This window comes from Microcoleus sp. S36a_B3, assembly GCF_036700745.1.
Lineage (GTDB): Bacteria > Cyanobacteriota > Cyanobacteriia > Cyanobacteriales > Microcoleaceae > Microcoleus.
In genome coordinates this window covers 152379-164940 of the sequence record NZ_JAUBPN010000001.1, presented here as the reverse complement: position 1 = coordinate 164940, position 12562 = coordinate 152379, and the positions used below count along the sequence as shown (strand labels likewise).

The window sequence follows — 12562 nt, the reverse complement described above, 5'->3', positions numbered from 1 at the left end:
CTGCTGAATTAGCTCATCTTAGCCATTTCTTGCTGAATCGTGCTTTTTGCTTCTTTGAATTGAGTAGCCATTTGTTCCATTTGGGCTTCGCTCAGGTTGCGGCGAATTTGAGGGAACATATCGCCTTCTTCTTGCTTGACGTGATCCTGAACCGCTGTTTTAAGCTGTTTGATTTGAGCTTTGAAATCCGCAGAACTGGGGTTCATTGCCTTGATTTTGGCGAGCATTTGCTTCATTTCTGCTTGCTCGTCGTACAGTTCTTGGGTATCGGTGTAGTAGCTGCGAACTGCTGGATAAACTATTTGTTCTTCGGCTTCTGCGTGCACGCTTAAGTCTTTGTAAATTTGACCGAAGAATTCTTGCAGTTTTTGAGGCTCGTCGGTTTTTTCGATTTCCATAAATAGGGTATCGACTTTGCGGTGATCCATTGTGATAATTTCGACAATGTTCATCTCATCTTTGCTGCGGGTGACAGCACCGCCGATGATGCCGCTCATAGCAGCTACAGCATCTTGGACGCGAGCCCAAACGCCTTGGTCGGGGTCTTTTCCGGTGAGTTCGCGCACGCCCAAAATTTCGAGAACTCCTTTGAGTTGTTCTTGGTGAGCGCGGTTTTCAAAGTTAACTGTGTTGAGGGGAGTAATGGCTGCTTCGATGTCTGCGCCGACTACTTGAGCGGCTTTGTGAACTAACATTCCGGCCATTGTTTGTTGGTGTTTGAGCAGTTCGTGCTGACCCACTTTTTCAAACATTGTGAGTTCAGAACCTTTCATTAGTTTGTGAACTGCTTCGATCATTTTTGTGGTGGTTTCTTTGGGTTCACTTTGAACCCCGTATTGGACGATCGTAGTTTCCAGTACGCCCAAGTTTTTGCGATCGTCTTCGAGCATATCGCGGAAGCGATCGCACAGTTCGGAATCGTTGCAGGAATTGATAAACAATTGTTCGTTAGCAATTAGCAGATTTTGCACTGCTTTCATGTCTGCTAATTTAGTTGCGATCGCTTGGCGCTTTGTATCTTCTAAGGTAGCTACCATCTGTCGTGTCTCCTCTCGATGTCTTTAGTGTTCTTTCGTGTTCTGATATCTTTTAATTTATTGGAATATTCCGATCGCTTCCTCTTTCTCCCGACTGATTCATTAATATCCCGCGCAACCTATTGACTTTTAACCCAAGAAATGATAATAGATTAAGGCTAAGGTCGTTTTAAAAAAAAGCCAAAATTACCCTTAATAACAGCCAACAGTCAACAGCCAACAGCCAACAGCCAACAGCCAACTGAGTTTTGTATCAATTAATCCAGATCGCAAATCAGTAAAGCGCTACCATAGTTGCAGCCGAAGTTAACTAAAGTTTAAGAATAACTAGCTTGTCTCAACTGCTCGCTGCTTTAGAGTTCCCAGCCAATGTCTGGAAGCTGCACAATGGGTTAACGGTCATTCACCAACGGATGCCGGCCACACCTGTGGTTGCGCTAGACGTGTGGGTGAGGGCTGGCGCTACGCGGGAAACCGATGCTTGGTCGGGAATGGCTCATTTTCTCGAACACATGATATTTAAAGGGACGGATTCGATCGCCCCAGGACAATTTGACCGGGTAATCGAAAATCGCGGCGGTGTCGCCAATGCAGCTACAAGTCACGACTACGCCCATTTTTTCGTCAACTCTGCGGCTGATTATTTAGCAGAAACGGCGCAGCCACTGGCAGAATTGCTGCTGCGCGCTGCGATTCCCGATGCAGAATTCGATCGCGAACGAGATGTGGTGCTCGAAGAAATCCGCCAAGCTCAAGACAGTCCCGATTGGCTGGGTTTCCAAGCATTGATGGAAACAGTTTACCAGCGACATCCCTACAGGCGATCGGTATTAGGAACCGAAGAGTTGCTGATGTCGCGAACTCCCCACGAAATGCGGTGTTTTCATCGGTGGCACTATCAGCCGGATAATATGACTGTGGTGATAGTCGGGGGAATTGATGAACAACAAGCCAGAGACATCACAGAGAAAGCATTCGATCAATTTTCCGATCCGTGGGAATGTCCCAAATTTGCAGCAGAAGCGGAACCGCCGCTGGTAGAAATCCGCCGTCAGGAACTCCGCATCCCCCGACTGGAACAAGGGCGGCTGATGATGGCCTGGACTGGGCCGGGAGTTGAACAGTTGCAAAATGCTTGCGGCTTAGATTTGCTCTCAGTGTTGCTCGCAGACGGGCGGACTTCGCGTTTGGTCAGGGAACTGCGCGAAGAATTACAATTGGTAGAGGCGATAGAAAGCTCTTTCTCGCTACAACGAGAATCTAGTTTGTTTACTATTAGTGCAGTCTTGGAAGCGGATGATATCGAACAGGTGGAAGCTCGGATTTGCGATCGGCTTTGGGAATTGCAATCTGAGCCGGTTTCGGAGGCAGAACTGATGCGCTGTAAGCGTTTGCTGTGCAATGACTTTGCTTTTTCGATCGAAACGCCGGGACAGTTAGCCGGTCTTTACGGATATTACAGTACGATCGCCACTGCCGAATTAGCGCTCAGCTATCCCACCACGATTAAAGCATTTCAACCATTAGACCTGCAGCGCCTAGCTCAACAATATTTATCTCCCCGTCGCTACGCGGCTGTGGTGCTCAAGCCTGTTTGATTGTTAAGCAAGTGAATATCAATAGACTTCAGATTTCACAGGAGAAGTCACGGACTCGATAGAGAAACCGCAGATATCAAACAGATAAACACTGATTCACCCAGATGATTTCAGGGTATTTTCCGATTTTGCAAAAAAGGTCTAATATCTTTTGTACCGGATAGATGTTTGTTTGTGCGGGGTTTTTTGTGCTGGCGGCGCAGCCGGATCGAGTAGATTTTGTTACATTTAGATATTGTGCGTCCAACCCTAGCCGGTCTGACAGCATCAGTCTGGAACGCACCACTATCAAAGAAACCGGTTTTTTTACTTCATCTGTGAACTACAGCGCGTCTTTTCGTGAAAAACCCGGTTTCTGAGCACCCGTGCGTAAGTCCCGATTGTGACAAGATCCAAATGGAAAATAGCAAAATGCCGATCGAGTAATTCCAACTTATCTTTTTCCCAATTACACATTCCCAATTCCCAATTATCAACTAAATTAATGATGAAAAATGAAATCCAGCGCACTATTTTAGATAACGGTATCGTTGTCTTAGCAGCAGAAAATCCAGCCGCAGATATTATTTCAGCTAGGATATTCCTGCGGGCCGGTAGTCGCTGCGTACAGCCCGAACAAGCAGGATTGTGTCATTTGCTGTCGGCGGTAATGACTAAGGGAACCGATCGCCATTCTTCGCTGGAAATAGCCGAACGTGTAGAATCGGTGGGAGCGAGATTGGGTACAGACTCGACTACAGATTATTTTTTAGTTAGTGTGAAGACGGTTGCTGCCGATTTTCAAGACATTTTGGAATTGGCGGCGGAATTGATGCGATCGCCCACTTTCCCGGAAGCTGAAGTCGAACTCGAACGCCGCATCGCCATATCAGCAATTCGATCGCAGCAAGAACAGCCATTTGCGATCGCCTTCGAGCAATTGCGACAGGCGATGTACAAAGAACATCCCTACGCTTTCTCTACCTTGGGCACGGAAGCTACGATGTCAAAGCTTACCAGAAACGATCTCGAACAGTTCCACAAAACCTATTTTCGTCCCGACAATGTAGTTATTTCTGTAGCCGGCAGAATATCGACCGAAGATGCGATCGCCCTGATCGATCGCACGTTTGGCTCCTGGAAAGCACCTTTAACACCCCTACCCACCTTAAACTTCTCCCCCCTCACGCCCTCCCCTCAAACCGTAGCTAAAGCGCAAGATACCCAGCAATCAGTGATTTTGCTCGGCTACCTTGCACCCTCGGTAAAAAATCCCGACTACGCAGCAATTAAGTTGCTCAATACCTATTTGGGTAACGGTTTGTCGAGCCGGTTGTTTGTGGAATTGCGGGAAAAACGGGGTTTAGCTTACGACGTTTCCGCCCTCTACGCGACACGCCTAGACGCGGCTCAGTTTGTCGCGTACATGGGTACAGCACCGGAAAATACGGTGACAGCTTTTGAAGGATTGCGTACTGAGGTCGATCGGCTAGCCAATACCCAACTAAGCGAAGAAGAATTGCAAGATTGCAAGAATAAAATGCTTGGTCAATATGCTTTAGGAAAACAAACTAATTCGCAAATTGCCCAAGTTTTAGGCTGGTACGAAATTTTGGAATTGGGAATTAAATTTGACGAGCAATTTCAAGCAGAAATTGCTGCAGTTACGACAGCCCAAGCTCAGGAAGCTGCTAAGAAATACTTCATCGAACCGTATATTTCTCTGGTTGGCCCGGAGGCGGCGATCCAGGAATTGGGCGTGATGGCTGTTTGTTGAAAAATTTGTGAGTTTATACCAATTTCATAAAGTAGCGCTAGATATTACCCCCCCCAACTCCCCCAAAGCATCGGGGGGGGCTAAGACTTCATCAGCACATCTTTATAAAAATGGTATTATATCGTTTTCGCTTGCATCGGAATGCTTTAACCGGCGCTAGAACACAGAGTACACAGAGTCCGAGAATATATATCTGAATCATTCCGATGCTACCGGATTTGATATTACTCGTTACCAGGCAGAGCCTGGTAACGCAGATCCGGAGGCTCTCATTCTATTGAATGTTCGATCCAATATTCCCCTGTTTAACTTCCAAGCAAGCCAAACTTTTCAAGGGTAAAACAAACTTTCAAGCAGACTCTGGAAATTAGTTTGTCTAAAAGATATCTGCGTTTATCTGCGTTTATTTGCGGTTTTATACAATCCAAGAGTTTTTGCAAAAATGTCATATTATATGGATGAACCGCCATAAAAATCCATCGCGCGTGCGAACTTGGGTTCTGGGACAGAAAGCGGATTGAAGTCCGCACGACAAACCGTTTTTGTTATGGTAATCGATCGCGTGCGATCTAAGTTTACTGCCCAAAAAAATTGATGTTAATCCCAGTAACTCAAGTCAGATATGGATACAAACCGCAATTATTTGGTACCAGTATAGAAGCCGAATTGCTGATGTTTTAACTGTTGCAGCGGCTGACTCCCCAAGCAAAAGTAACTCTCGCCATCGACTTTAATCGAGCCGTGCGGAGCCTAGCAATATCGGGAATAGAAAGCCAGTACAAGAGTGCAAATCCTGTATTTAAAAGGCAGGAATTTATTAAACGGCGCTTGGGTTCTGATTGGATAAATATTTTATTTTATACTTATAATTGGGGTGATTTGGTGATTCAAAATCCAATTTGGTTGGCGCGAAAAATAGCCGATATTCTGGAACCGTTAGGCATTTCCTATTTAGTTGGTGGCTCTGTGGCAAGTTCTTTGCTGGGAGAAAACAGAGCTACAAAAAATTTAGATTTGATAATTAATATTTTGCCACAGCAAGCGGCACAACTAATCTGCGCCATGTCCGACGATTTTTATATTAGCGAATCGGCGGTATTTGAAGCAGTTTTTAGATCTAAAAGTTTACCTCGCAAATCGTCTTTTAATGTGATTTATTTGCCTGCCATTGAAAAGGCTCATTTTTTTGTAATGAGTAATGACGATCCTTTTTCGGTTTCTGTGATGAACCGCCGCCAGTTGCACGTTACGAGTGCTGGATCGGAGCGAGGAATTTATATTTATTCAGCCGAAGATATCATTCTGCAAAAACTCTGTTTCTATAAACAGAATGGGGCTGTTTTTAAAAGGCAGTGGAAAGATGTATTGGGTGTTGTGAAGGTACAGGGCGATCGGCTAAATTTTAATTATTTAAACGAATGGGGGGAATGTCTAAAGGTTGTAGATTTGCTAGCACAAGCGTTGCAGCAATCTGGATTAGAGTAGTTACATTCTCCCAAGTTGTGTATTTAACTTTTTAAGTTGATTCGGCTGCGTCAGATTGGGTGATTTGCCGATCGCCCAAAATTATAAACTGATGAACTCTACTGATTTCTGGGACGATCGCCCGCAAGCATTAAAAGCCACAAAAAAATCAGCACGCTGCCATTGAACCTTTAGTGTGCGCGATCGGTCTAAATCACATACAGGCCCATCAGGTCTAATCTATATGTACTTTTTTAGAATATGTACCTTGTAAAAAACTTTCACATTAAAAAAGAGCTGACTCCCTGGCTGGGCGGGCTTCTCGCCACCGGATTGCTGGCAGGAGCAGGCTACACAGCTTACAGCCAATTCGCAGTCCAACAGCGTAGCGAAACCGGACGCAAGGAAAAAACCGTTGCTGTAGAAAGGCTCAACCTGCCGATTACAATTTCGGCAAACGGCACGATTGTGCCGGAACGTTCCGTCAACGTCAGTCCCAAAACTTCAGGAATGCTCAAAAGTTTGCTTGTCAACGAAGGAGATAGCGTTGAAAAAGGGCAGATTCTCGCCTACATGGACGACTCCAACCTCCAAGGCCAACTTACTCAAACTCGCGGACAACTCGCAGCCGCCGAAGCAAACTTGCAAAAATTGCTCAACGGTAATCGAAGCCAAGATATTGCTTCGGCTCAGGCAGTTTTATCAGAACAACAGGCAAGTCTGGAAAAATTGCTCAACGGTAATCGAACCCAAGATGTTGCTGTCGCTGAGGCGCAATTAGCTGAACAACAGGCAAATTTACAAAAATTGCTCAATGGCAATCGAACTCAGGAGATTGTCGTCGCCGAGGCACAAGTGGCAGAACAACAGGCAAATTTACAAAAATTGCTTGAGGGAAATCGGCCTGAAGATATCGCCCAAGCAAGTGCCAAACTCAAAGATGCCGAATACGCTGAAAATCAGGCAGAGGAAGAGTTTCAGAGAAATCAAGAACTTTATACTGCTGGGGCGATTGCTTTACAAGTTGTCAACAATTCCCGCACCGCGCGCGATCGAGCCGGCACGCAAGTCAGACAAGCCGAACAAGCTGTAGCTTTGCTGAAAGCGGGTGCTCGCCCCCAAGAAATCGCAGCAGCTAGGGCTGCAGTGGAGCAGAAACGGCAAGCTTTGGCCCTAGCGCAATCGGGCGCACGCCCCGAAGATATCGCTGCAGGGCGGGCTGCAGTGGAGCAGAAACGGCAAGCTTTGGCCTTGGTGCGATCGGGCGCGCGCCCCGAAGAAATCGCCCAAGCCCGCGCCGCTGTCGAGCAAAAACAGCAAGCTTTGGCACTGCTAGAAGCCGGTTCCCGCCCCGAAGAAATCGACCAAGCCCGCGCCCAAGTTCTCTCCGCTAAAGGCAGCCTGCAAAGCGTTCAAGCCCTGATCGATGACACTGTGTTGCGGGCTCCTTTTAGCGGCACTGTCACCCGCAAATACGCAGATCCGGGCGCTTTTGTGACTCCAACTACGGCGGGAAGTGCGGTTTCTTCGGCGACTTCTTCTTCGATTTTGTCCTTAGCTTCAAAAAATCAATTAATCGCAAACGTAGCAGAAACTAATATTGCTCAGATTCAGATCGGCCAAGCTGCGTCTATTCAAGCCGATGCTTTTGCAGGAAAGACCTTTGCCGGTAAAATCACTCAAATTTCCCCTCAGTCGATCGTCCAGCAAAATGTGACGAGTTTTGAGGTAAGAGCCGCAATTATTGATGACAAACAAATGCTGCGTTCTGGGATGAATGTCAACGTAGAGTTTAAAGCAGGCGAGCTCAAAAATGTTTTGGTAGTCCCCACTGCGGCAATTGTCCGCCAACAAAGGGCAACCGGGGTATTTGTTCCCGGTGGAAAAGATGGCAAACCTGCTTTTATGCCGATTAAAACTGGTATGACGGTGGATGACAAGACGGAAGTGCGATCGGGTTTGAAAGGAGATGAAAAAGTGCTGATTAGTGTACCCGCCGGATTGCGGCCGAAATCCCAAAATCCATCGTCGGGCGGAATTCCGGGTTTGCAACCAGGTGGTAGAACGCGATTGCGTTAGTGGGAAAAATGAAGAAGGAAAGCACAAAACAGATTAATTATTGAGCATAAATCATATTAAATATGTTGGCATCAGAAATATCGATCTCTTTCTTCTCTCCCTCTGTGTTCTCTGCGCTCTCTGCGGTAAAAAAAATCTTAATCCTCACCAATTAGCCATTACCTATTACCTATTCCCAACTACCTAATGAAATTAAAGACTCGCCCACCTATTAAGAAAATATCCAACCTTCAAATCGCCTTCATGGCGACAGAAGCGCTGTGGAATAATAAATTGCGTACCAGTTTAACCATGCTGGGTGTAATTATTGGGATATCTTCAGTAATTGCCATTACTTCGGTAGGACAAGGAGTCCAAAAATCAACAGAAGAACAGTTAAAATCTTTGGGTACAAATGTGCTGTTGGTGTTATCCGGTGCTTCTCGAACTGGCGGTGTCAGTCAGGGAAGCGGTTCTGCTACTACCCTGACTTGGGATGACGCAAAGGCGATCGGCAAACAAGCTCCCGCAGTCAAAGCAATTACCGCTTATTTGCAGCGCCAAGTGCAAATTGTTTACGGCGGGCAAAATTCATTTACTGCTATTTTGGGAACAGATTTAAACTATCCAGATGTGAAGAACATTCAACCCCAACAAGGACGGTTTTTTACTGAAGATGAATTGAATGCTGCTGAGCCAGTAGTCGTCCTTGGTTCTAAGGTGCGGGACGAACTTTTTGGAGCCGGAGTTAATGCGTTATCCTCCGATATTCGTATTCAGGGAAACCGCTACAAGGTGATTGGAGTGATGGAAACTAAGGGGTCTGTAGGGGGAACCGATCAGGACGATAGAGTGTATATTCCCCTCAAAAATATGTCTTCGCGGATTGTGGGGAGAAATTCTTTGGCCGGGATTGCAATCTCTGGTTTTTGGTTGGAAACTGCCGGCGAAGCAGATTTAGCGGATGCTCAATTTCAAGTTGAAAATATCCTGCGTTTGCGCCACAATATTTATCCGCCGCAAGCGGATGATTTTCGAGTTGTCAATCAAACTGAGATTGTTAATACTTTCAGCAATGTGATAGGTTTATTTACAGTTATGGTGGGATCGATCGCCGGAATTTCTTTGGTTGTTGGCGGCATCGGTATTGCTAATATTATGTTGGTGTCGGTTGTGGAGCGGACTAAGGAAATCGGGATTCGCAAAGCGGTAGGTGCTACTAATGCAGCAATTCTGATTCAATTTATGGCGGAATCTATTTTAGTTTCCACGGTGGGGGGAACGGCGGGTATTGGGTTGGGAATTGCGATCGCCTTTGGGGCCGCGACAGCCTTCAAATTTCCATTTGTGGTTTCTGTATGGTCGATATCAGCAGGTTTTGGGCTATCTTTTACCGTCGGGCTATTAGCAGGAGTATTGCCGGCCAGGAATGCCGCTCGCTTAGATCCGATCGCAGCCTTGCGGAATGATTGAAATTGAGCCGGTCGTGGGGTACAATTAGAAATTGCCGAAAAAGGTATTTAACACATTATCTATAGCCTTCTGTGTCTTCCGCAGCACAGGCGGGATGCGCGTAAATTTCTACGCCTGTAATTTTCTACAGCAAACAAAACCTTAATGAGCAACCAACCTGAACTCAACAAATACAAGCAAGAAATAGCAGATTTGTACAGCAGCAGAAGTCAAACCTATGACAATAGCGATTGGCATTTACAGATTGCTCGCCGTCTGGTAGAATACGGGGGAGTGAGTTTGGGTCACCAGATTTTAGACATTGCAACGGGAACAGGTCATGTGGCGATCGCAGCAGCTCAACTTGTGGGGTCAGAAGGTCGAGTTGTAGGCATAGATATTGCAACGGGAATGCTCGATCGAGCCAGAAAAAAAGCTCAAGAATTAAGTCTCAAAAATACCGAATTTCTACTTGCAGATGCCGAAGCGCTCGACTTTCCAGTCAATAGCTGCGATCGCATATTTTGTGCCTCTGCCTTTATTTGGATGTCCGACTTGCACGCAGCCCTCACCCACTGGCACAAATTTCTCAAACCAGGCGGCATCCTAGGGATTCAAGCCTTTGCCGATACCGCTTTTGTGGGAGGAATTGTGACGCAGAAAGTAGCTAAAAAATACGGCATTTCCTTCAAAATGAGCCAACCCACAGGTACTGTAGAAAAGTGCCGCAGCTTGCTCGAAAAAGCAGGATTTAAGGATGTAGAATTTAAAATTGATCGAGATGGTAGCTATATCAGTTTAGAAAAAGCAAAAGCAATGTGGGCGGGAAGTTTTCATCCGGCTCCCGGACAGTATCCGCCTCCTTTGTCAACACTTTCAACCGAGCAATTAGCGCAAGCCAAAGCTGAGTTTGATGCTGAAATAGAAGCGTTGCAAACCGAGCAAGGAATTTGGAACGATATCACAACTTTTTATGTTTTCGGTCGGAAATAGTAGGAGGGCGCGCACTGCACACCTTACTCCCTGTGTGTACTCATCCGCGTTTATCTGCGTGCATCTGCGGTTAAAGATTCCAAATCTTCCAGCATAGTTAGATTGAGACAATTTAAGATGCTAGATTTAATCGGGCGCTTTTCATCCCAAAATACCATTGATGAATAAAAGCTAATTGCAGCAGGTGAATTCAATAACTTAAAAATTTTACGTGCGATTCCTTCGTCTTCAAAGCTGAGAAAATAAACAGTATCATCAAAAATTACAGATTGATTAGCGATTTCACCAATTAATCTGAAATCCAATTTTTTATAAAGTCCGCAAATGGCTATTTTCCAAAATTTAAAACTATAATCGCCAACTCCAAAAACAGAAAAGCGAGGATTATGTTGATAAATCTTGCTTTTGCGATTGTCTAAATATTGTGCGTTTTTTTCGAGATAGTACCCAGTTTTAGGAGCTATATGGCTGATATATTCGGTTGATTCGCCAATAAATTTTTGAGTTACTAAAATATAGCGATTTGTGGCATCAATCCGATTTTGAGCGACATCCGAGCCTTTAAGTAGCGGAAATAGATAAGTTTCCTCAAGTTCGACAGCTTCCCCAAATCCATTGACAAAAAGATTATCAATTTTACGAAACTCCATCACATTCGAGCAGTCATGTTTGACACCCGATCGCCATTTTACCCCTGAATTCACCGCATATAAATTACCCAATTTACTGAAAGAGTTTATATCCTTAACCAGGAGATTGTTGTGATATCCGATTCGGTGGCAGTCAGAACTTTCTAAACTGCTAAATACATCGCAGAAGTAGTTTTGTGAACTTAAGTCAAATTTGCAGAATAACAGACAGGCATCAACATTTGCATCAAAATACTTTTTAGCATCTATGGTGTAAGTTGCACAGCTAGCGAGATTAAGTTTTCTTGAATGAATGTAGTTCAATAACTTTCTGGAAACGGAAGTCTTGCAAAGCATTGCCAGAGTTGCGTCACGATTTTGCAACCAGTGAATCGCTTTAATCAGCATCCATTCTGAGATGTCGAAATTACTTTTACCTGTGAGTGCATCTAAGCCAGTGTGCTTTTGAAAATTACTTTTCTTCGGCAAGTTTTTACTGCCAATAGTTCCTTGTTGTGAGTTTGTTACCCAAGGAAAGTTGCCAAGTACCAGCACCCTATGATTAAATTGGTTGATTAATGATGTCCAGTCAAACTCAAAAAAATCTCCGTGTTTAACCTCACATCTTTTATCCTGCAACAATTCATGCTTAGGTTTTAATTCTATTAAATAACTTTGATTGATTTCAACCCCGATAATCTTGCTGGCGGATGGAAACGAATTTGCAGCAGCTTTAATGAAATTACCTATCCCGCAAGTTGGCTCAATGATGACTTTGGGGTTAACATCAAGTTCTATCAATTTCCGACACACCATCTCGGCTAATGCCAGCGGTGTCTGAAAATCACCGTATTCTAGTTTGGTTTTGCGAACTGTGGAAATCATGAGTTAAATCTATAAACTGCGATAACGCCGTCTTGTTGTCCGGCACGCTCAATTACTCTGCCATACTGAAGTCGCCATTGTAACGCATTAGAAATGGTTAAAAAACCCTGTAGTGGCGGATTTATCATGATTTCGCCTACAATTTTATCTGCCTCTATTTCGTCAACTGGTAGATTTTTGTCAAGCAGAAAAGCCAGCAAATCATCTTTGTTGCCTTCGTTGTCTAAAATATTGCGAATTCCACGGGTCATTTGAAAATCTGCTGTTCTTTCGGCACTTACGTAAATTGTATGCAAAATATTCAGCGTTGCAGTTCGATTTGTACTGTTGTCTGTCTTTTCGTAAACAAAGATAATCAGTGAATATCCCAGCCCAAAAATCTTTTGCCTTGCAGATTTGAAAGGACATGACGACTGCGGTTACCTAATGCTTGTTACCTTCACCTCAACTAATATCCCTGGGAAATCGATGCCGCTTGCTGAATTGCCATCTATAAATTCATATTTTTGCTTGAGATAGAGTCTGAACTTTTGCTCCAAATATGTCCCAACAGCCTTTCCGTCTGTGATGCCGTAAAGCAGAGGTTCCGGGTGTTGAGACTCGGCGGCTGAAAATATTGCCGCCTCAGAACAAAGAATTTCTGCGGTCAGAGTCGTCATAGGGAGTTTGCGTGTATCTGCGGTTAAAAAA

General features: G+C 44.8%; 10 protein-coding genes. 6 read left to right on the top strand and 4 right to left on the bottom strand.

Annotated features, from left to right (window positions below; all coding sequences use genetic code 11):
• Window positions 1-8 precede the first annotated feature (8 nt).
• The gene (locus QUA01_RS00710) at window positions 9-1037 is read right to left on the bottom strand and encodes a hemerythrin domain-containing protein (protein WP_333088620.1); all 1029 of its coding nucleotides are present in this window, start codon (window positions 1035-1037) and stop codon (window positions 9-11) included.
• A gap of 332 nt (window positions 1038-1369) precedes the next feature.
• On the opposite strand from QUA01_RS00710, the gene QUA01_RS00705 reads away from it, so the two are divergent.
• The 6 genes from QUA01_RS00705 to QUA01_RS00680 all read left to right on the top strand — a co-directional run bounded on the left by QUA01_RS00705 (window position 1370) and on the right by QUA01_RS00680 (window position 10358).
• Complete coding sequence (locus QUA01_RS00705) at window positions 1370-2635, top strand: M16 family metallopeptidase (protein WP_333088619.1); 1266 nt, start codon at window positions 1370-1372, stop codon at window positions 2633-2635.
• 487 nt (window positions 2636-3122) lie between these two features.
• On the top strand, window positions 3123-4391 hold the full coding sequence (locus QUA01_RS00700) for a M16 family metallopeptidase (RefSeq protein WP_333088829.1): 1269 nt from the start codon (window positions 3123-3125) through the stop codon (window positions 4389-4391).
• A 684-nt stretch (window positions 4392-5075) separates the two neighbouring features.
• Complete coding sequence (locus QUA01_RS00695; RefSeq protein WP_333088618.1) at window positions 5076-5876, top strand: hypothetical protein; 801 nt, start codon at window positions 5076-5078, stop codon at window positions 5874-5876.
• A 240-nt stretch (window positions 5877-6116) separates the two neighbouring features.
• Window positions 6117-7934, top strand: a complete 1818-nt coding sequence (locus QUA01_RS00690; RefSeq protein WP_333088617.1) for an efflux RND transporter periplasmic adaptor subunit — start codon at window positions 6117-6119, stop codon at window positions 7932-7934.
• A gap of 186 nt (window positions 7935-8120) precedes the next feature.
• Window positions 8121-9386 carry an ABC transporter permease gene (locus QUA01_RS00685; protein ID WP_333088615.1) on the top strand — a complete coding sequence of 422 codons (1266 nt, stop codon included), beginning with the start codon at window positions 8121-8123 and terminating at the stop codon, window positions 9384-9386.
• Between the two features lie 144 nt (window positions 9387-9530).
• The gene (locus tag QUA01_RS00680; protein WP_333088613.1) at window positions 9531-10358 is read left to right on the top strand and encodes a class I SAM-dependent methyltransferase; all 828 of its coding nucleotides are present in this window, start codon (window positions 9531-9533) and stop codon (window positions 10356-10358) included.
• Between the two features lie 50 nt (window positions 10359-10408).
• Here QUA01_RS00680 and QUA01_RS00675 read toward each other — a convergent pair whose 3' ends face one another.
• From QUA01_RS00675 to QUA01_RS00665, 3 genes are all read right to left on the bottom strand, one after another.
• Window positions 10409-11788 (bottom strand): class I SAM-dependent methyltransferase, encoded by a 1380-nt coding sequence (locus tag QUA01_RS00675; protein ID WP_333088612.1) that lies wholly within the window; start codon window positions 11786-11788, stop codon window positions 10409-10411.
• Between the two features lie 80 nt (window positions 11789-11868).
• The gene (locus tag QUA01_RS00670) at window positions 11869-12123 is read right to left on the bottom strand and encodes a type II restriction endonuclease (RefSeq protein WP_333088611.1); all 255 of its coding nucleotides are present in this window, start codon (window positions 12121-12123) and stop codon (window positions 11869-11871) included.
• A gap of 168 nt (window positions 12124-12291) precedes the next feature.
• Complete coding sequence (locus QUA01_RS00665) at window positions 12292-12531, bottom strand: hypothetical protein (protein WP_333088610.1); 240 nt, start codon at window positions 12529-12531, stop codon at window positions 12292-12294.
• Between the last annotated feature and the right edge of the window lie 31 nt (window positions 12532-12562).

Excerpts from the sequence above, each read along its gene's own strand:
- QUA01_RS00680 (WP_333088613.1), top strand. The coding sequence starts at position 9,531 with ATGAGCAACCAACCTGAACTCAACAAATACAAGCAAGAAATAGCAGAT.
- QUA01_RS00670 (WP_333088611.1), bottom strand. The coding sequence starts at position 12,123 with ATGACCCGTGGAATTCGCAATATTTTAGACAACGAAGGCAACAAAGAT.
- QUA01_RS00665 (WP_333088610.1), bottom strand. The coding sequence starts at position 12,531 with ATGACGACTCTGACCGCAGAAATTCTTTGTTCTGAGGCGGCAATATTT.
- QUA01_RS00700 (WP_333088829.1), top strand. The coding sequence starts at position 3,123 with ATGAAAAATGAAATCCAGCGCACTATTTTAGATAACGGTATCGTTGTC.
- QUA01_RS00690 (WP_333088617.1), top strand. The coding sequence starts at position 6,117 with ATGTACCTTGTAAAAAACTTTCACATTAAAAAAGAGCTGACTCCCTGG.
- QUA01_RS00710 (WP_333088620.1), bottom strand. The coding sequence starts at position 1,037 with ATGGTAGCTACCTTAGAAGATACAAAGCGCCAAGCGATCGCAACTAAA.
- QUA01_RS00685 (WP_333088615.1), top strand. The coding sequence starts at position 8,121 with ATGAAATTAAAGACTCGCCCACCTATTAAGAAAATATCCAACCTTCAA.